General features: G+C 39.3%; 21 protein-coding genes. 9 read left to right on the plus strand and 12 right to left on the minus strand.

Going from position 1 to position 20,017, the window contains the following annotated elements:
- Positions 1-182: 182 nt before the first annotated feature.
- Complete coding sequence (locus tag KTI79_RS11365) at positions 183-920, minus strand: dienelactone hydrolase family protein (RefSeq protein ID WP_086376008.1); 738 nt, start codon at positions 918-920, stop codon at positions 183-185.
- Positions 921-1,092: 172 nt separating this feature from the next.
- Complete coding sequence (locus tag KTI79_RS11370; protein ID WP_002053759.1) at positions 1,093-1,251, minus strand: DUF1328 domain-containing protein; 159 nt, start codon at positions 1,249-1,251, stop codon at positions 1,093-1,095.
- Between the two features lie 193 nt (positions 1,252-1,444).
- Between KTI79_RS11370 and KTI79_RS11375 the strand changes: the two genes are divergently transcribed.
- From KTI79_RS11375 to KTI79_RS11385, 3 genes are all read left to right on the plus strand, one after another.
- On the plus strand, positions 1,445-1,903 hold the full coding sequence (locus KTI79_RS11375; protein ID WP_032063516.1) for a YcgN family cysteine cluster protein: 459 nt from the start codon (positions 1,445-1,447) through the stop codon (positions 1,901-1,903).
- A 113-nt stretch (positions 1,904-2,016) separates the two neighbouring features.
- Entirely contained in the window at positions 2,017-3,186 is a 1,170-nt protein-coding gene (locus tag KTI79_RS11380; protein ID WP_199964047.1) for a PQQ-dependent sugar dehydrogenase, read from the plus strand.
- Positions 3,187-3,291: 105 nt separating this feature from the next.
- The gene (locus tag KTI79_RS11385; protein ID WP_002119242.1) at positions 3,292-4,557 is read left to right on the plus strand and encodes a replication-associated recombination protein A; all 1,266 of its coding nucleotides are present in this window, start codon (positions 3,292-3,294) and stop codon (positions 4,555-4,557) included.
- A gap of 13 nt (positions 4,558-4,570) precedes the next feature.
- Here KTI79_RS11385 and KTI79_RS11390 read toward each other — a convergent pair whose 3' ends face one another.
- The 5 genes from KTI79_RS11390 to dapA all read right to left on the minus strand — a co-directional run bounded on the left by KTI79_RS11390 (position 4,571) and on the right by dapA (position 8,222).
- Positions 4,571-5,407 (minus strand): formate/nitrite transporter family protein, encoded by an 837-nt coding sequence (locus KTI79_RS11390; protein WP_060465143.1) that lies wholly within the window; start codon positions 5,405-5,407, stop codon positions 4,571-4,573.
- Positions 5,408-5,556: 149 nt separating this feature from the next.
- Complete coding sequence (locus tag KTI79_RS11395) at positions 5,557-5,760, minus strand: hypothetical protein (RefSeq protein ID WP_075383276.1); 204 nt, start codon at positions 5,758-5,760, stop codon at positions 5,557-5,559.
- Positions 5,761-5,954: 194 nt separating this feature from the next.
- On the minus strand, positions 5,955-6,674 hold the full coding sequence (gene purC / locus KTI79_RS11400) for a phosphoribosylaminoimidazolesuccinocarboxamide synthase (protein WP_002119240.1): 720 nt from the start codon (positions 6,672-6,674) through the stop codon (positions 5,955-5,957).
- Between the two features lie 36 nt (positions 6,675-6,710).
- Complete coding sequence (locus KTI79_RS11405) at positions 6,711-7,313, minus strand: lipoprotein-34 precursor (NlpB) (RefSeq protein ID WP_086376074.1); 603 nt, start codon at positions 7,311-7,313, stop codon at positions 6,711-6,713.
- Between the two features lie 15 nt (positions 7,314-7,328).
- Positions 7,329-8,222: a 4-hydroxy-tetrahydrodipicolinate synthase gene (dapA, locus tag KTI79_RS11410; protein ID WP_002119253.1), complete on the minus strand. Its 894-nt coding sequence runs from the start codon at positions 8,220-8,222 to the stop codon at positions 7,329-7,331.
- Between the two features lie 328 nt (positions 8,223-8,550).
- On the opposite strand from dapA, the gene pncA reads away from it, so the two are divergent.
- From pncA to KTI79_RS11425, 3 genes are all read left to right on the plus strand, one after another.
- Positions 8,551-9,195 carry a bifunctional nicotinamidase/pyrazinamidase gene (gene pncA, locus KTI79_RS11415; RefSeq protein ID WP_086376009.1) on the plus strand — a complete coding sequence of 215 codons (645 nt, stop codon included), beginning with the start codon at positions 8,551-8,553 and terminating at the stop codon, positions 9,193-9,195.
- A gap of 52 nt (positions 9,196-9,247) precedes the next feature.
- Complete coding sequence (locus KTI79_RS11420; RefSeq protein ID WP_033849173.1) at positions 9,248-10,186, plus strand: bile acid:sodium symporter family protein; 939 nt, start codon at positions 9,248-9,250, stop codon at positions 10,184-10,186.
- A gap of 176 nt (positions 10,187-10,362) precedes the next feature.
- Positions 10,363-11,706, plus strand: coding sequence for an MATE family efflux transporter (locus tag KTI79_RS11425; protein WP_086376010.1), 1,344 nt, complete (start codon positions 10,363-10,365; stop codon positions 11,704-11,706).
- A gap of 20 nt (positions 11,707-11,726) precedes the next feature.
- Here the strand turns inward: KTI79_RS11425 and KTI79_RS11430 are convergent, their stop codons facing one another.
- Complete coding sequence (locus tag KTI79_RS11430; RefSeq protein ID WP_086376011.1) at positions 11,727-12,197, minus strand: DUF523 domain-containing protein; 471 nt, start codon at positions 12,195-12,197, stop codon at positions 11,727-11,729.
- 528 nt (positions 12,198-12,725) lie between these two features.
- On the opposite strand from KTI79_RS11430, the gene hppD reads away from it, so the two are divergent.
- Entirely contained in the window at positions 12,726-13,781 is a 1,056-nt protein-coding gene (gene hppD, locus KTI79_RS11435) for a 4-hydroxyphenylpyruvate dioxygenase (RefSeq protein ID WP_086265719.1), read from the plus strand.
- A gap of 65 nt (positions 13,782-13,846) precedes the next feature.
- Here hppD and KTI79_RS11440 read toward each other — a convergent pair whose 3' ends face one another.
- From KTI79_RS11440 to fahA, 4 genes are all read right to left on the minus strand, one after another.
- Complete coding sequence (locus tag KTI79_RS11440; RefSeq protein ID WP_086376012.1) at positions 13,847-14,626, minus strand: IclR family transcriptional regulator; 780 nt, start codon at positions 14,624-14,626, stop codon at positions 13,847-13,849.
- 294 nt (positions 14,627-14,920) lie between these two features.
- Positions 14,921-15,469 carry a VOC family protein gene (locus tag KTI79_RS11445; protein WP_005066622.1) on the minus strand — a complete coding sequence of 183 codons (549 nt, stop codon included), beginning with the start codon at positions 15,467-15,469 and terminating at the stop codon, positions 14,921-14,923.
- A 17-nt stretch (positions 15,470-15,486) separates the two neighbouring features.
- Positions 15,487-16,119 (minus strand): maleylacetoacetate isomerase, encoded by a 633-nt coding sequence (gene maiA, locus KTI79_RS11450; RefSeq protein WP_086376013.1) that lies wholly within the window; start codon positions 16,117-16,119, stop codon positions 15,487-15,489.
- Positions 16,106-17,413, minus strand: a complete 1,308-nt coding sequence (fahA, locus tag KTI79_RS11455; protein ID WP_086376014.1) for a fumarylacetoacetase — start codon at positions 17,411-17,413, stop codon at positions 16,106-16,108. Before fahA ends, maiA begins: the two co-directional genes overlap by 14 nt.
- A gap of 356 nt (positions 17,414-17,769) precedes the next feature.
- Between fahA and KTI79_RS11460 the strand changes: the two genes are divergently transcribed.
- The gene (locus KTI79_RS11460) at positions 17,770-19,158 is read left to right on the plus strand and encodes an amino acid permease (protein ID WP_046812110.1); all 1,389 of its coding nucleotides are present in this window, start codon (positions 17,770-17,772) and stop codon (positions 19,156-19,158) included.
- A 163-nt stretch (positions 19,159-19,321) separates the two neighbouring features.
- Positions 19,322-20,008 (plus strand): D-Ala-D-Ala carboxypeptidase family metallohydrolase, encoded by a 687-nt coding sequence (locus KTI79_RS11465; RefSeq protein WP_086376015.1) that lies wholly within the window; start codon positions 19,322-19,324, stop codon positions 20,006-20,008.
- Positions 20,009-20,017 lie beyond the last annotated feature (9 nt).

The following is a 20,017-nucleotide window of genomic DNA, read 5'->3' on the forward strand; positions in this document are numbered from 1 at the left end:
TGTATCCTCTCATGTTATTCCATTAAACCCCGAGTGCGGGAAATAAGACTAGGCTTTGCTCTAGCTCAACGGGAGTATAGTTATTGAAGTATGGTTTAAAAAATACAGTAAAAATATTGCAAAGTCATAAACATTTAAGGGAGCAAATGCAAAAAAAACCATTTGCTCCAAATTTGCTTCTTTTATTTTAGAGTACGATCTAATAAAGCGTACATTTTAGCAAGGCCTTGTTTTTCCGCTTCGCTATTGTAGCCAAGGTCCACACCGTTCGCTTTAGCTCTTTCATCGGCAAGCGGGTTACTAAAGCCATGTTTAGCACCTTCTAAAACCACTACCTCGTGTTTAACCTCAGCAGCTTGCATCTCTTTTTCAAAATTAGCAACATCTTCTAAGGTGACCATACTGTCTAGTTCACCATGTAGAACTAAAATTTCACCCTGAATGTTGCCTTTTTGAGCAGGAGCCTTCGGTGCTAATGTGGCATGGAACGTTATAATTGCTTTAAGTGGAGCACCTGAGCGAGCAAGATCCAACACGACTTTACCACCATAGCAAAAGCCAATCGCAGCCAATTTCTCGTTATTTACCTCTGGTTGGGCAGCAAGGGTTTGCAGTGCTGCATTAGCACGATCAGTCACCGTGTCTAAATCTTCAAATGTCTGCATCATCCATTCATAGGCTTGAGCTGCTGTTGTCGTGACTTTTTTATCGCCATACATGTCAATAGCAAGAGCTGCATACCCGTGTTCAGCAAGCTCACGTGCGCGTTGCTCAGTATATTCATTACGACCCCACCACTCAGGACCAATAATGATACCTGGTACCGGTTCTTCACTCTCTGGAGCCGCAAAGTAACCAATTAAATGGCTGCCATCTGGTGCAGTATATTGAATTTCACGGGTTTTAATTGCTGTACTCATGACATTAATCCTGAAATTAAACTTGGTTTAAACACGCTTGATTAAAGCATAAAAAATAAGAAGTAAAATAAAGAACTATGTAAAAAACTACATCAAAATAAAAAGATAGATATTTCTACGCAATAAAAAAGAAGGAAACCAGTTCCTTCTTTTTATATGGTGATGATTAAATTTAAGTCCGGCCTCGGGAAATGAACCCAATTACAGCTAGAATTACAGCCACAACTAATAAAATCACGGCAAAGTCTTTAGATAGTCCTGCAACACCACCAAACCCTAATAGACTGGCAATGAGTGCAATCACTGCAAAAATTATCGCCCAACGGAACATAATGCTGTCCTCCTTATTTTTCATTGTCATTTAACTATATAGTGTGTTTTTTAGCCAGAATGTGTCGTTTATGTGGTTGAAATGTATATTAAACAATCATTTTGTGATGCCAGAAATACAGCTTCTTTTTTAGTACAGGCCACTTCAATGCTATACTGATACACCGTTTTATCTCATCAACTGTTAAAAGATTATGTCTACCGAGACCTCCCTCCGACCACTCTTCTGGAAAAATTATCCATTAGAGCAACTGACTCAACTTGAGTGGGAAGCTTTATGTGATGGTTGTGGTTTATGCTGTCTGGTCAAACTAGAAGATGAAGATACACATGAGGTGGCTTATACCAAAGTGGCTTGTAAGTTACTCGATTGTGGTACAGGGCGTTGTACGGACTACCCAAATCGTCAGCAGCAAGTACCTGATTGTTTACAATTAACGGTAGAGTCTCTAAAAACAATTCATTGGCTGCCCTCAAGCTGTGCTTATAAGCGCTTGAATGAAGGAAAAAATCTACCTTCTTGGCATTATTTAAATACGGGTTCTAGACAAAGCGTGGTTAAGGCGAAAAAGTCAGTTGCAGGACGTTGTATTTCTGAAGTTGATGTACATGAAGATGATCTTGAAGATTATGTAGTACGTTGGGTACGTTAAATAGATCTTAAAAGGCGTTGTTTGATTACAGCGTATAATAAAGTAACATTTTTATCGTCATTTTTTTGCTCATCTCCGTTATATAACAATAAAAGCAAAAGGAGATAAAAACGATGAGACGATTAGCAGCCCCCTTATTATGTAGTAGTTTTTTTTTGTTAATGGCCTGTGGGTCTAATAATACCAACTCAAAAAATCTTGAACAAAATACGACTGCGAAAACAGATCAGTCTGTTGCTGTCAAACAAACTTATCAGGTCGAAGCAGTCGCACATTTTAATGAGCCTTGGGCTGTGACCAGTCTGCCTGATCAACGTTTATTAGTGACTGAACGGCAGGGTAAATTAAAAATTTTTAACCCTAAAAATAAACAAATATTAGATGTCCAGAATGTCCCTGCAGTGAACTATGGGGGACAAGGTGGTTTAGGAGATGTCATTTTACACCCTGACTTTGCCAAGAATCATTGGGTTTATCTTAGCTATGCTACAAAAGGACAAGGCGGATCTGGCGCAGTGATTTCACGTGCGAAATTAGATTTATCTAATCCTAATCAGCCAAAACTTAACGATATAAAGCAGATTTGGCAGCAAGTACCTAAAGTCTCAGGACAAGGCCATTATGGACATCGCATGCTTTTTGGTACAGATGGTAAGCTGTGGGTCAGTTCAGGTGAACGACAAAAGTTTGATCCTGCCCAAAACATGAAAAGTAACTTGGGTAAAATCTTGCGTTTAAATGAGGATGGCACCGCGGCTGTAGGTAACCCTTTTTATAAGCAAGGTGGGGTAACTGCTGAGATATGGTCACTTGGACACCGTAACCCGTTAGGTATGGCTTTTGACCGCCAAGGACAGTTATGGGTGGTTGAGATGGGGCCTAAAGGTGGTGATGAGCTTAATATTATTACTAAAGGTGAAAATTATGGTTATCCAATTGTTTCAAATGGAGACCATTATTCGGGCCAACCTATTCCAGACCATCACACTCGCCCAGAATTTAAAGCACCAGAAATTGACTGGACTCCTGTTATCTCTCCATCGAGTATGATCATTTATCGCGGACAACAATTTCCTGCATGGCAAAATAAAGCCTTAATTGGCGGGTTATCTTCCGAAGCGATTATTGTGGTGGATTTAGAGCATAAGCCCGTGAAAGAAGTGCAAAGATTGGATATGAAAAAACGTATTCGTGGGTTGCATGAAGCACAAGATGGTTCGATTTGGGTGATTGAAGATGGTTCAAATGCGCGTTTACTCAAGCTGAGTAAGAAATCCTCTTAATGCTAAGCAAGAGCCTGTAAATAAAGAACGTGTCTCATAGATTCAAATTGTAGATTTCTGTGAGACACAATAGACTATAGCGAAAAGACGATAAAGCCATTTGAGATGTCAGACACCCATATTCCACTTCCCGAACGCCTGCGCCCAAGAGACTTGTCTGAAATTATTGGGCAAGATCATTTATTAGGTGAACATGCACCATTGCGTCAAATGATTGATCAGGGTCATTTGCCTTCTATTATTTTTTGGGGACCACCAGGCGTTGGTAAAACAACCATTGCTTTGCTTTTGGCTCAGGCAATAGACCGTCCATTTGTGAGCTTGTCCGCGCTGAATACGGGCGTAAAAGAATTACGTGAAGTGATTGCAGAAAGTGGTGATTTACTGACACCTGTGGTTTTTATTGATGAAATTCATCGTTTTAATAAATCGCAGCAAGATGCTTTATTGGGTGCAGTTGAAAAAGGCAAAATTACTTTAATTGGCGCGACCACTGAAAACCCGTCTTTTGAAGTTAATAGCGCACTTTTATCACGCTGTCAGGTCTATACCTTAAATAGTTTAGATAGTGAGGCAATTCAAACACTACTCAACAATGCACTTCAAAGCGATAAATTCTTAAAAGAACGTTATATCCATATTGAAGAATATGATGCACTGATTCAGTTTGCAGCAGGTGATGCTCGAAAAGCGCTTAATTTACTGGACTTGATTGCAAGTACTTTTGAACCAGAAGTTGAAAACACGATTACTAATGCGGTTGTGGTAAAAGTCGCTCAGCAAAATATTGCGCGTTATGACAAATCTGGCGAGCAGCATTACGACCTTGTTTCTGCCTTTATTAAATCAATTCGTGGTAGTGATCCAGATGCAACCCTATATTGGATGGCACGTATGCTTAAAGGCGGAGAAGATCCGGTTTTTATTGCAAGACGTATGTTGATTGCCGCCTCAGAAGACATTGGAAATTCTAACCCTAATGCGCTATTGCTTGCAGGTGAGTGTTTCCGCTCCGTACAAGCGGTGGGCATGCCTGAGGCTCGAATTATTCTAGGCCAAACAGCGGTTTACCTAGCAACGAGTGCAAAAAGTAATAGTACTTATTTAGCGATTAATAAGGCTTTGGAACTTGCTGAAAAAACGGCAAATTTACCTGTGCCTTTGCATTTGAGAAATGCGCCGACCAAGCTTATGAAACAGCAAGGCTATGGAATTAATTATCTCTATCCTCATGACTACCCAGAACACTTTGTGCTGCAAGACTATTTGCCGCCTGAGTTGAAGGGAACCAAACTCTATGAGTCTGCAAGAAATAAGCGTGAGGTTGAAGGTGAGCGTTTACAGCAACGCAGATGGCAGCAGGAACAATAGTTCCTGCTTTATGCTATTCCAGCTCTTCAGTGACCTGACCATAAATCAGTAGCGTGAACACACCTGTACCGCCAATAATATTGCCGATAGTGGTTGGGATGAGGAAAGTAAACAGATACTTGCCAATAGAAGCTTCTCCTTGCCAGACCAGATAGGACATTTCTGTAGAACCAACCACTACATGAGTAAAGTCACCCAGTCCTATCAAATACGTCATAAAAAAGATGAGCAGGAATTTATTACTGACCGAGGGCAACATCCAGACCAATGCTGCAATTAATAGCCCTGACATAATGCCTTTAAGCAGATTCTGGGTTGCAGAAAAGGAGCCCACATGATGTGCGAGTTCATCCAATGCTTTGTCAATATCTGGAGTAAACAGGTGAGTAGTTAGGAAAAATAAACTCGCCAAAGCTGTTCCAATAATGTTGCATAGAATCACAATGCCCCATAAGCGTCCCACTGCTCGTAATTTATCGAAAGTAAAGGGATTAAATAAAGGCACAACTGTGGTGATAGTATTCTCAGTAAAGAGTTGCATGTGACTCAAAATAGCGATCAAGAACCCAATGGTATAACCCACATTAGTGATTAAATCGGTCCAGACTGCATCAGCTGGGAGATAAGCAGCAATAATCGCTTTAAATACAAATGAAAAACTGATGACTAAACCTGCGGCAATCCCTGAAAATATCAGTGCAGTTGTTGGACGATCAAGCTCTTCGGCACCATCACGGCGGATAATTTCATAAACTAAACGGGGAGACAGTTTCTCATGTTCTTCAACTGCCATTTTTTCACGCCAGCTTAAGGTTTTCTCGACTTTCTTTTCCTCTATTTCATGGTCCATTAGATTTACTCCTCACTGAATAAATATCTTATATTTATTGTTTTATTTATTGTTAAGGCAGTGTTCAGGATAAATCTAGTCTATTCATAACAGCTTTATGTGTCTTTTTATAAATTGAATGCACAATGGCTGGATCATCAACAACAAGATTAAAGAAAAGTATAAGCTCTTAAAGTACGGATGAGCGCCATATAGTCGCCTTGAGAGGCTTTAGCAATAACAGATTCAACCTCTGCCTGACTCCAGCCTTGTTTTAAGGCAGTAGTGCTAAAGTTGTTTAATAGGACCAGAGGATTTTCACCAAAATGGATTGGATGATCCGTTACTCTCTTTTCAAGCTTAGATAATTCCATAGGTTCACCCTAGTTTTTAAATTTAATTATTGTGAAGTACTTTGTGTTTTTCTAGATTTTAGTGTTTTAAATTAAGCTTATGCAAGTGTTAATTTATTGAAATAGACAAATCTGTCTACATTATTGGACTTGTATAGTACTGAACATAAAAAAAACCGGGCTTTGGCCCGGTTTTTTTTATGAAGTTTTACTGATTAGATGTCAGATAAATCTACGCCTAAACGAGCAGCAACTTCTTCATAAGCTTCAACAACACCGCCTAAACCTTGACGGAAACGGTCTTTGTCGAGTTTCTTCTTAGAGTCTTTATCCCATAAACGGCAGCCGTCTGGAGAGAACTCATCACCAAGCACGATACGGTCATGGAACACACCGAATTCAAGCTTGAAGTCCACCAAAATCATGTTGCCTTCAGCAAATAATGCTTTTAATACATCGTTTACTTTATAAGTTAAAACTTTCATTTGTTCTAACTGTTCAGCAGTCGCCCAACCTAAAGCAATCGCTTGAGATTCGTTAACCATTGGGTCGCCTAGACCGTCATCTTTATAGAACAATTCAAATGTAGGAGGAGTTAACTCTTTACCTTCTTCTACACCTAAGCGACGGCATAGAGAACCAGCTGCGTAGTTACGAATTACACATTCAACTGGGATCATTTGAAGTTTTTTAACAAGCACTTCAGTTGGAGAAAGCAATTTTTCAAAATGCGTTTCAATACCCGCAGCAGCAAGTTTTTCCATGATGAAGGCGTTAAAACGGTTGTTCACCTTGCCTTTACGATCTAGTTGTTCGATTTTTTCGCCGTTGAACGCAGAGGCATCATCACGAAAGACTAAAATCAGATGGTCGGCATTGTCTGTTTCATATACAGATTTTGCTTTACCAGTATAGAGCAAGGTTTGTTTTAACATGAGGGAACCTTTTTAAAAAAAATGCCTAGTAAACGACTAGGCTGGCCAATTTTGGTAAATCTGGTTTAGCACTTCAGCAGCCACATCTGGGCTTGCAAAAGTGTTATCTACATTAAATAGAGCAAGAGTATGACTAGAACCTACACCAGTAAGTTTAAGCACATAAGTATTGTCATTTACTTTAATCGTCGCCTGATTGCTGCCTTGAGCGATGATGTTGAAATTTAAAGTACTTAAAGTTGCTTTGGTGTATTGCCAGATCTCGGCTGTATTTCCATCAACTTTTAACAACGGGTTTTTATTACCGTCAGTCACAAGCTGAGGACGTCCAAGCGCAGTCGTCGTTTCAGCAGAGGCATCTAGTGTCGCATTACCTTGCGTTTGTTCAGGGCGTGGCAAGGCATAACGGTTGCCACGCTTGTTTTCAAACTTCGGTGCGTTATCGATAGCGCGCTGTTCTACAGTTGGTGCAGGATACAAAGGTGTCGCTGGTCGTACAGTTGCATCGGCAGGATACTCAAGCGGGGCAAGTTGCTTGGCATTTTTATAATCTAAAGAGTGATTATTAATTGCGAAGCGACCACAACCAGCTAAACTTAAGGCTGAAACTGCAAGGACTAAACCAAGACGTAATTGCATCATAAATTGCTCTTATTAAATAATTCCCGCATCTTTTAGGGCATTGCGGAGAGGTTCGCGATATTGCTCAGCGAGAGGAGTGAGTGGTAAACGAATACCAGTATCAATCAGTCCCATCTCATGTAGTGCCCATTTCACAGGAATTGGGTTTGATTCGCAAAATAGAATATTGTGTAAATTTGCAATCTTATTGTTAAGCGTCTTCGCTTGTTGTTCATCTTTGGCAATCGCAACAGCACATACTTCACTCATTGCTTTAGGTGCAATATTTGCAGTAACCGAGATATTACCATCAGCGCCAAGAAGCATTAGTTCCCATGCTGTTTCATCATCACCTGAGTACACAGCCATCTTGCCATTTAACGCCTCAATTAAAGCTTTACCACGAGGTACATCACCTGTTGCATCTTTAATACCAACAATATTTGAGATCTCTGCTAAGCGTACAGCTGTGTCGTTTGAAAGGTCTACGCCAGTACGACCAGGTACGTTATAGAGAATAAGTGGTAATTCAACAGCTTCAGCAATCGCTTTATAGTGTTGGTAGAGGCCTTCTTGGGTTGGCTTGTTATAATATGGTGTTACAAGTAAAGCAGCATCTGCGCCAAGCTCTTTAGCAGCTTTAGTTAATTCGATTGCTTCACGGGTTGAGTTTGCACCAGTACCGGCAATAATTGGAATACGTTTATTGGCTACACGAATAATTTCTTTAATAACCTGTGTGTGCTCTTCCATGCTCAATGTTGAGGCTTCGCCGGTTGTACCGACGGCTACAATACTGTTTGTACCTTGTTCTATGTGCCACTCAACCAGCTTCTCAAGACCCTTCCAATCTACACCGCCGTCTTTCAACATTGGTGTGACGATTGCGACGATTGAGCCTTGAATGGTCTGTGCTTGCTGAGTCATTTTTAAAAATATCCTATTTATCCATCCGAATCTGAGGTAAGAAAAACAAAATGTGGGATGGTTGCAGTATTTTGATTGTCCAGTTCTAACAATAACAGATTGTTGAATGACAATTATGCAAATTATGACTGATCAGACGCATAAGAACAATACGCCTAACGGATAATCGCGATGTAAACTTGAGGAAAAGATAGGATGTTTTCGTTATTGTGCATTAAGAACACCCACTAAACACAACAATACAGTCGGATTCAGCTGAGCCTTACTTAATATCGGCTATTTTTGTGGCAAGATAGAATGCAATTTCCCAGTTGGGATTGAAGATGACATGAAAATGAATAAACAACCACAAAATGCGGTTTTAATCGTAGTTGATGTACAAAATGGTTTTACACCGGGTGGAAATTTAGCAGTTGCTGATGCCGATAGAATTATTCCAACTATTAACCAACTTGCTGGTTGTTTTGAAAATGTCGTCCTGACTCAGGACTGGCACCCGGATAATCATATCTCTTTTGCAGCCAATCATTTTGGCAAGCAGCCATTTGAAACAATTGAACTCGACTATGGACCACAGGTGCTTTGGCCTAAGCATTGTGTACAAGGTACTCAAGATGCCGAGTTTCATCCTGATTTAAATATTCCGACAGCTCAACTGATTATCCGAAAAGGCTTTCACGCTCATATTGATAGCTACTCGGCTTTTATAGAAGCTGATCACTCTACAACGACGGGGTTAACGGGTTACCTAAAAGAGCGTGGCATTGATACGGTTTATGTGGTCGGAATTGCCACGGACTTTTGCGTAGCATGGACTGCCTTGGATGCAGTTAAACAAGGTTTTAAAACTTTAGTGGTTGAAGATGCTTGTAAAGGGATTGATCTGAATGGTTCTTTAGAACAAGCTTGGCAAACCATGCAGCAACAAGGTGTTATCCTTATTCAATCGAATGATCTGTTGAGCGAGTTTTAAGTATATTGCTCTAGTTTTTAACTTTCATATTTTATTTTTAGGGATAGAAAGTATGGATGCATTCCTGCGCTTTACCCAATTTATTCAAAAAACTTTTGCCCTATGGGTGATTATTTTTGCAGCATTGGCGCTATGGCAGCCTGAACTTTTTGTCTGGCTCAAAGCGTACATTCCATGGATTTTGGGCATTATTATGCTTGGCATGGGAATGACCATGACTGTAGACGACTTTAAAGGTGTATTACAAAGCCCTAAAGCGGTATTGATTGGCGTCGTAGCGCAGTTTGTCGTAATGCCTGGCTTAGCATATGTTCTATGTAAATTATTTAACTTACCGCCTGAAATTGCGGTTGGAGTCATCTTGGTAGGTTGTTGCCCAGGGGGAACCGCTTCAAACGTGATTACCTATATGGCCAAAGGCAATGTCGCTTTATCGGTAGCCTGTACATCGGTATCAACGCTTTTAGCTCCTGTATTAACGCCTGCGATTTTCTATCTGCTTGCTAGTCAATGGCTAAAGATTGACGCAGCTTCGATGTTTATTTCGATTTTGCAGGTGGTGCTACTACCTATTGTAGTCGGTCTAATTTTAAGAACATGGCTTAAACGTCAGGTCGAATCTTATATTCAAGTCATGCCTTTAGTTTCGGTCATTGCAATTGTCGCGATTGTGGCAGCCATTATTGGTGGAAGCAAAGCAGCAATTTTACAGTCGGGTTTGCTTATTTTAGCTGTGGTGATCTTACATAACGGGCTTGGATATTTATTAGGTTTTACCGCGGCACGTTTCTTTAAACTACCTTATGCGGACAGTAAGGCCATTGCTATTGAGGTAGGGATGCAAAACTCTGGCTTAGGTGTTGCGCTTGCAGCAGTACATTTTGCTGCTTCTCCGATTACAGCAGTACCAAGCGCGATTTTCAGTCTTTGGCATAATATTTCTGGGCCTGCACTAGCGACTTATTGGGCAAGTAAACACAAACAAGAATAACTGTATAAACAACATACATGACAAAAGAAGGCCAAACGAATAGTTTGGCCTTTTCATTTAAAGCAGATTTTATAGGAGCTTAATTTAGAACTGGTATGTCTTTTGCTTTGGATTGATGCACTAAAAATAACGTGAATATGAGTATAAATCGTAAAGAAAAATAAGGCATTTCCTTGATGAACCAGATTTTTAAATTATTTATTCCCATGCTCTCAAGCAATTTAATTCTAGTTTTAAGTGGATTGGTTGATATTGCTTATGTAGGGCATTTTAGTAACGATCATGTAGCAGCATTATCGGTGACCTTATCTCTATATACAGTGATCTATGTCATTGGTATGGGGATTCTACAAGGTGTGATACTTAAGCTTTCAGAAGCTTATGGTTGCCATGACATACCACGTATTCGTCAAATTTTTATTCAAGGCATTTGGCTGATGTTATGTTCGGCATTGCTGAGTATTGGCTTGCTTTACTTGTTCCGTGATTTGCCCAAATTGTTTGGTGCATCTGAACATGTTGTTTCAATTACTAAAAACTGTATTTGGCTTTTGGTATTTATTTTACCCGCGCATTTATTAATGCGCTTATTTACAGCTTTGTCTCAGGTCACTGAAAATGCGCATAAGGTTTTATTATCAGATAGTGTTTTCTTCATTCTTAAAATTATTTTGTCCTATCTTTTGATTTATGGTGTCGCTTCATTTTCAATTCCGCCACTTGGTGCAATAGGGGCTTTGTTAGCCACTCTCATTGTACGGTGGTTTATGTTGGCTGTTTATTACGTATTTTTCTTGGAAAAAGGATACCTCTTTATTGAGCATCCCGAACAGTCGATTGAAGATAGCCGAGAAAGTCTGCGGATGATTTTAAAAATAGGTATCCCGACAGCAATTATGGCGTTGATGGACGTTATTGCATTTTGTTCGGTTGCTATTCTGATTCTGCCTTTTGGGAGTGTGGTGTCAGCAGCACATCAAGTTGTCACAAGCACTGGCGGGTTCATGTTTATTATCCCTTCATCGATTGCCTCGGCTTATAGCATTTTGGTATCGCGATCAATTGGTAGCGGGAACATGGAAGAAGCCGATAAAATTGCCAGGCAAAGTATATGGGTGATTATGACAGTGAGTGGCTGTCTGTCTCTGTGTTTATGGTTGGAGAGGGACTTAATTGTTACGTTCTATTCAGATGATTTGGCCGTGCAGATTTTGGCTGCATCCTTGTTGTTGATTGTCTGTATGTTTCATTTTCTAGATGGCTTAATGGCGTTATTGACCTCTTTGTTACGCTGTTGGGATGTGTCGATTTTACCGATGCTAATTTTCTTGGTCGTGGTGTTATGTTTCGGATTAGGTGGTGGTTGGTGGATGGCCTATAAAGGGCTGCATTGGCAGGATATCTCGATTTCTGCGATGGGAGTTTATGGTTTTTGGTGGATGGCTGCCATAAGTTATTTAGTTGCTTGTCTATTGAGTGCCATCTGTTTCCGTTTTAGAAAACAATTAAGAGGGTTTTGATTAGGTAGATCAACACAATCTTAAAGAGGATGTTCTACTAACCAATCTTCAATCTCATTTTCAGAAATCACTTCAAAACCATGGCGTTGTAAAAGCGCTGTGGTGATTCCAACTCCCGTAATTTTTTCACCTTGAAAAGTACCGTTATAAATTTTTTGACTACCGCAAGATGGGCTATTTTCTTTTAAAACCACACAAGTTGCTTTTATTTGCTGTGCAACTTCTAGGGTGCGGTAAGCACCTTTTAAATATAATTCTGTTACATCTAAACCAGATGAATCGGTAATTTTTGCTTTGCCATCTAGCACATCTTGACCTGTTCCTCCCACAATTTCTGCGGGTAAACGGGGAGTGGTAAAACCACCTAATAGCTCTGGGCATAATGCTTGGGCTTTTTTATTGATTAATAGCTGCTTAAGTAACCTATTTGGACAGGATTTACCATCATATCGAACAGGTTCACCAATTAAACATGCACTGACTAAAAGCATAGTTTTCCAAACTCAAAGCAAGAGAGATTTTTGAAGCTAAAGAATCATAAACAGAATATCGAATATGACAATTGATTTTAAAAACAGGCAAATTAAAAGATTACTAAAATTATGCAATTCATAATTAAGTTATGTATTGCATAATTTAATTGTTTTTAGTAGCATCTAATTCAAGGTAAATGGCCATTGGAGATCCAACAAGGATGTTGGTCTCCATAAATCTATAAATGATTTTTAGGAAAAGACGATTTTTAAAGGTTTATTGAAAAATCTCAATCGTACTTTTAGATAACAAAGGACAGTGTGTATGGAAAACAAACACCACATGGAACGGAAATTAATCATCAAAGGTTCTACGCTCATCATATCTTCGTTTTAATGACTCGTTTTTTTCTCATAGGATGCGTTGGGTTAAGCCAATTTGACGGTTCAAGTCTTCGCCCAATGACAACGTATTCTATAGAGAAAGGAGCTGAGTTCATCAGCAATAGAGATAAACGGAACAGGTAATCACCAGAGGGAAACTAGATGGATATTTTAGAGAACCCATTAGAATTATGCGGTTTTGCATTTATTGAGTTTGTTTCAAAAGAAAATGAATTAGATCCAGTTTTTGAAACAATCGGCTTTTCAAAAGTAGCCAAGCATAAATCGAAAGAAGCGTACTTATGGCGTCAAGGAAATATCAATATTATCCTGAATTATCAGCCAGAATCTTATGCTTCATTCTTCTTTAATGAACATGGTCCATCTGCTTGTGCGATGGGTTTTAAAACACGTGATGCAGCAAAAGCTTTCCAAAAAGCAGTAGAGCTTGGTGCTGAACCAATGTATTCAAAAGTTGGGCCAATGGAGCTCAACATTCCGGCAATTAAAGGTATTGGTGGTATGCCAATCTTTTTAGTTGACCGTGATATTTATGAAAATGACTTTGTTTTCTTTGATGATGCTGAGAAACGTCCAGTAGGGGCAGGCTTAAACGAGATTGACCACTTAACTCATAACGTCTACAAAGGCCGTATGGAGTATTGGGCAAACTTCTATGAAAAAATCTTTAACTTCCAAGAAATTCGCTACTTTGATATTAAAGGTGAATATACAGGTTTAACGTCTAAAGCATTAACTGCACCAGACGGTAAGATCCGTATTCCGTTAAACGAAGACTCTGACAAAGGAAACGGCCAAATTGCAGAGTTCCTATCTGATTTTAATGGCGAAGGTATTCAACATATCGCGTTTATTTGTGATGACTTAATCTCGACTTGGGATAAGTTAAAAGGCCTTGGTCTGAAATTCATGACACCGCCACCAAATACGTATTATGAAATGCTAGAAGATCGTTTACCTGAGCATGGTGAACCGACTGATGAATTAAAACAGCGCGGTATTTTGCTTGATGGTAATACTAAAGACGGTCAGAAAAAGCTTTTATTGCAAATTTTCTCTGAAAACATGATTGGTCCAGTTTTCTTTGAATTTATTCAACGTAAAGATGATGATGGCTTTGGTGAAGGTAACTTCAAAGCGTTATTTGAGTCGATTGAACGTGACCAGATTCGTCGCGGCGTTTTAGAAGCTAAATAAGCTGAGCCTTATCTCTAATCTAAAAAAACCAAGAGTTTGATCTCTTGGTTTTTTATGGCTATTCATTAGCGGCTTTTAATATATTGATTGATGAGGTTCACTTCATTTTTTAAGATTTCAATCGTTTTACTATGAGGGTCGACTGGTAAAAACATTTCGCTATCCAGTGCGACAATACAAAACTCAATACTCTGGTTTGAATTAAATACAGGTAAACCCACCGCATTAATTCCCGTCAGTAAATCACCTTTCGCTGCCGACATTTGTTGCTGGCGAATGGTGTCTTTAAGCTCTGTAAATACTTGCCAGTTTTGTGGTGCGATGTTTAGACCAAGCTCTTGATGCTTTTGCCATTCTGCTTCCATTAATGGACGAACAAAATGTTCTGGAAGATAAGAAGCAAATAGTCGTCCCGCAGCAGAATTGACTAAAGGCATAATCGAGCCGACTTTAGTAACAATCGAAATAGGGTGGTTTGATTCAATCGACTGAACCACGACAGGGCCTTTTGGTGACCATTTACTAATTTGTATACCGCAACCAATTTTGTTTTGTAGGTCGTAAATTAAATGCTGTACCAGCTGTAGTGTGTCGCTATGTTGAACACAGTTGAGACCTAAGCGCCATGCCTGATCACCTAAAGCATATTGTCCATCATCAAGCTGTTTTGCATATTCCATACGAATAAGGCTGACCAGATAGCGGTGAACCTTGGCAGGATGCATTTCGAGCTTGCTCGATAGATCTTTGAGAATAATAGGTTGATTGTGCTCTAAAAGGGCGTTTAGTACAGATAAACCGACTTCAAGTGATTGAACCCCCCCAGATACTTTTTCTTCAATCATTTAAATACCCTTAATAAATTTACTTCAGCTGTTAAACAGTGACGATCAAAACATAAATTGAAATTGGTGCGTTTTACATCATGCCTGAGCCTAGTGAAAAATAGAAATCACCTTTTTCTATTAGCGAAATTGACATGTTTAATAACCAACAACTTTCTAAAATCACTATGCTCTTATTTATAGCGCAATTTTCTAGAAATTTAGCAGTTTTAAATAATATAAATCGGCATTGATATAGAACTGCTCTTAAAACAATTCTAATCAATGCCGATTTTTTAGTGCGCTCTTTAAAAATTAGGTTCCTAACTCTTCTTCATGCAAGAAATGAGTGTGGTGTGGAGCGCGTTTGGTTTTGCTCCATTCCTCTAGCATTTCAGCTTTCATTTCTTCAGTAATTTTTGCAATTTTTTCTTCAGCATGCGCATCGTTATAAGTCAGTTCTAAACGATGGCCATTTGGGTCAAAGAAGTAAATTGAGTGGAAAATGCCATGGTTAGTTACACCTAAGACTTTCACACCATTTTCTTCTAAATGTTGCTTGGCAGCCATCAACGCATTTAAGTCTTCAACTTCAAAAGCAATATGTTGTACCCATTGAGGCGTATTTTCGTCTCGGCCCATTTCTGGTTGAGTTGGCAATTCAAAAAATGCCAAAACGTTGCCTTGTCCTGCATCTAAGAATAAATGCATATATGGGTCAAAGGCTTTAGTTGATGGCACGTGGTCTTCAGCAAAAGCTAAAATGAAATCCATATTGAGCATTTTTTTATACCACTCAACAGTTTCTTTCGCATCCTTACAACGATATGCAACGTGATGTATTTTTTTAATGGCAAATGTCATATTAAAACTCCTTTTTACTATTCCCAATCTGGTTGTTGTTCTGGCGCCGCGTTATAGAAGGCTGGGATAGACAAACAATGGTGATAAATCGATTCAATTTTTGGAAACGCAGATAAATCAATCTTGAAGCGTTTCGCGTTGTAGACCTGTGGAATCAGACAGCAATCGGCAATGGTTGCTTGTTCTCCAAAGCAAAATTGTCCATTTGAATCTTGAAGTTGCTGTTCGAGATTTTGAAAGCCTTCAATAATCCAGTGCTGATACCAATAATTTTTCTGCTCATCTGAAACATTTAAGTCATTTTTTAAATATTTCAGTACGCGTAAGTTGTTTAATGGGTGAATATCACAGGCGATTGCTTGAGCAAAAGCGCGAACTTTTGCTCTCTCTTGCACATCACTTGGAAGTAGTTTGGTTTCTGAGTATTGTTCATCCAGATATTCCAAAATACTTAACGATTGAGACAAGGTTAAATCGCCGTCAATTAAAGTCGGAACTAGAGCACTACGGTTTAACTTTAAATAGTCTTCGCTTTGCTGTTCGTTTTTTACCAGATGAACTGGAACAGTCTCATAAGCTAATCCTTTAATGTTTAGACCAATCCGTACTCTGTAGGCTGCAGAGCTACGAAAGTAACTATACAGCTTCATAGTCAGGCTCCGAAGTTTCTGCAAAATCGAAATTTAATGCAGGAAGGACTGTATTTCGAACTTCACCGAAGCCAATGCGAATACCATTTTTCTCACAATGACCTTTCATGATCAGGGTATCGCCGTCTTGCAAGAAACCACGAGTTTCGCCATTGGCAAGTGTTAAAGGCTTGGTGGTGTTCCATGTAAGCTCAAGCAAGCTGCCATACGAATTTGGTGTAGAACCTGAAATGGTACCTGAACCCATTAAATCACCAACCTGAACATTACAGCCGCCAATGGTGTGGTGAGTAAGCTGTTGAGCCATAGACCAATACATATATTTAAAATTGGTTTTACAGATCACGTCAGCTTGTGCCGATTTCGGGCTTTGAATTTCAACACTCAAATTAATATCGTAACTATTCGCGATATTTTCTTGTAAATACGTTAAAGGTTTAGGCTCTTGTTTTGGGCCTTCCACTTTAAATGGCTCAAGTGCTTCAAGTGTGACTACCCAAGGTGAGATGGCACTAGCAAATGATTTTGAATTGAAAGGACCTAGAGGCACATATTCCCATTGCTGGATATCGCGTGCTGACCAGTCATTGAGTAATACCATTCCAAAAATATGGTCCCACGCATTTTCAATTGAGATTGGCTGGCCAAGCTCGGTTGGTTTACCAATAACAAATGCTGTTTCAAGTTCAAAGTCGAGTTTACGCGTAGCTGAGAAAACTGGACGCTCTTCATTTGGAAGTTTAATTTGTCCAGATGGACGCACGACTTGAGTACCACTGACTACCACAGAGCTAGCACGGCCATTGTAACCAACAGGCAATTCAGTCCAGTTTGGAAGTAAGGCATTTTTAGGATCGCGGAACATACAGCCTACATTGGTGGCATGTTCTTTAGAAGAATAGAAATCGGTATAACCAGGTACTTGAAGTGGTAAATGCAACGTAACGCTGTCTTGCTTAACCAAAACTTCCTGACGCAATGCTTCATTTTCTTGAAGCGTTAAATTTTCAACCGAGAGAAGAGACTGTAGTGTCTTACGAACTTTTGACCAGTTGGCTTTGCCAGACTCGATAAATTTATTGAGTGTTGGCTGGTTAAAATATGTGTCTTGTTCTGAAAGTTTTAAAAGACCGTGCTTTTCAAGAGCAGCGAGATCAATCACCCAATCACCAATAGCTACACCAACTTGACGCTCACTTTCGTTAGCTCTGCTAAAAACACCGTAAGGCAAATTATGAATAGTGAAATCTGATTGAGGTGAAACTTCAATAAAAGAGTTTAGTTTTTGTTCCATTTTCGCTTCCTTGTCTTTATCTCGGGTCTTATACAAATAAAAGTTCGGTCTAGGACTGAGCTACTCAATAAGTTTTAACCTTTGCTTAGATCATCTTTTGTCTTATGAGTTTGATATAGACCGAGCACAACCAATTACTTCATGTCTCTATAATACTGAATTCATCAAATTACGCAATACATAATTTAATTACACATTTCATAATAATTGTCATTTCTTGTATTTTCTGTTTTCATTCGCGCTTATGAGAAAAGTCACGCAATTATTTTTTCATGAATCTCTATGAAAATCTGATCAATTTATGATATACGTAATTTATTGGAAAAAAATTACGTGACACGGATGAGAATAATCATATGTCAGCACAAGAGCAAGGAAACCTGAAACATGGTTTGAGTAATCGGCACATCCAGCTTATTGCATTGGGTGGGGCGATTGGCACAGGGCTTTTTCTTGGTATATCACAATCGATTAAATTAGCAGGTCCATCGGTCATCCTCGGTTATGCCATTGCAGGATTTATTGCTTTTTTAATGATGCGTCAGCTTGGCGAAATGGTGGTTGAAGAGCCAGTCAGTGGATCTTTTAGTCATTTTGCCTACAAATATTGGGGACCATTTGCAGGGTTCATGTCAGGATGGAACTATTGGGTACTCAATGTTCTCGTCTGTATGGCTGAACTAAGCGCAATTGGTCTTTATATTCAATATTGGTGGCCGCAAATTCCGACGTGGGCATCTGCTTTAGCCTTCTTTGTCTTAATTAATGGCATTAATTTGCTACACGTTAAGTTTTTTGGCGAAATGGAATTTTGGTTTTCTATTGTCAAAATTTTAGCAATTCTTGCAATGATTGGCTTTGGTTCATATTTACTTGCAACAGGCACGGCAGGTCCACAGGCAAGCATTTCGAACCTTTGGGCACTTGGTGGTTTCTTCCCATTTGGTGTTGAAGGCTTAGTAATGGCAATGGCAGTCATTATTTTTGCTTTCGGTGGTATTGAGCTTTTCGGTATTACTGCAGCTGAAGCACGTGACCCTGATAAAACTTTACCTAAAGCTGTGAATCAAATTATTTACCGTATTTTGATTTTCTATATTGCGACGCTTTTTGTTTTATTCTCGCTATTCCCATGGAACCAAATGGCACAAGGCGGAAGCCCTTTTGTGATGGTCTTTGCTTCTTTAGATAGCCAAGGCATTGCAACATTATTGAACTTTGTCATTTTGACAGCTGCGGTTTCAGTTTATAACGGCACAAGTTATTGCAGTAGCCGTATGTTATTAGGCCTTGCACAACAAGGAAATGCACCAAAAGTATTTGCACGTATTAATAAACGCGGTATTCCAACCAATGCAGTAATCCTTTCTGCGGCAGTCACTATTTTATGTGTACTGTTAAACTATATTTTCCCTGAAAAAGCATTTGGTTTGCTCATGATGCTGGTAGTTGCAGCGATTGTAATTAACTGGGTAGTAATTTCATGGACGCATTTAAAATTCCGCAAATATATGCAGCACCAAGGGCAAACAACGAAGTTCCCAAGCTTTATGTATCCGTTTAGCAACTATTTATGCATATTATTTATGCTTGGCATTTTGATCGTGATGTCTTTAACACCAGATATGCGTGTTGCAGTCATGATGATTCCTGGTTGGATCTTATGTTTAATGGTGGCGTACCAATTTAAACGCCGAAAATTAAAAGCTGAGCAGTCTGTACCTGCCTTAGAAGCAGATATTTAATAATTTATTGAGTTGTATCTAAAAAGGACGTCTGACAGGCGTCCTTTTTTATTTTTAAAATTTAGCAACAGAAATTAAAGGATTTTATTATTGTTATAATATAACATTTCATTAATTTAATGATGAGCAATTTTCCCATTTTTGGTGAAGATAGAGCATATTTATGAAGCGTTATTTAGGTTTAATTTTATTATCTCTCACAGCATGTAGCACTCAAACTCCCAAGCCAACAATTCCTCAACACACCCAAACAACTTTACCTCAACCTACAAAAACAGTGGTCAGAATAAAGCCTCAACCCGAGGCGTATGTTGCGTGGTTAGCAACAGCAGACCATCGACAGTCTGTGCAAGCTTACAAGCAATTTCTTAAGCAAAAGGGACTTGCCGATTTAGTGCCAGACCATGAGTTATTACGCTCAGCTCGAGATTGGCAAAAATGTGGAGTTGAGCCTTACGCAGTGCCACCACGCGAGATTTGGTCCAATATCGTTCCGACACTTAGTATTTTAAAAGCGTTAGTTGAGGATGGTGTAATTAATGATTTTGAAGTGACTTCGGTCTACCGAGCGTTATCTCTAAACCGCTGTGCGGGTGGTGCTGATGCTTCTCGACATGTCTTTAATGCAGCGCTTGATTTTCGAATTGGCCCAGAACAGCCGAGTGATTTAGACCAGTTTAATATTCAACAAACCAAAACCAAACTTTGTCAGTTTTGGGCCACAAAAGGTCAAGCGCTTAATATGGGACTAGGTGTTTATGCTTCGGGACAAATTCATATTGATAGCCAAGGATTCCGTGCATGGGGGCCTGACCATCACTACAAAACCTCAATTTGTCAGGGACTATAAAAGCAATTT

Origin of the sequence: Acinetobacter sp. WU_MDCI_Abxd143, assembly GCF_025514195.1 — a bacterium.
GTDB lineage: Bacteria > Pseudomonadota > Gammaproteobacteria > Pseudomonadales > Moraxellaceae > Acinetobacter > Acinetobacter pittii_H.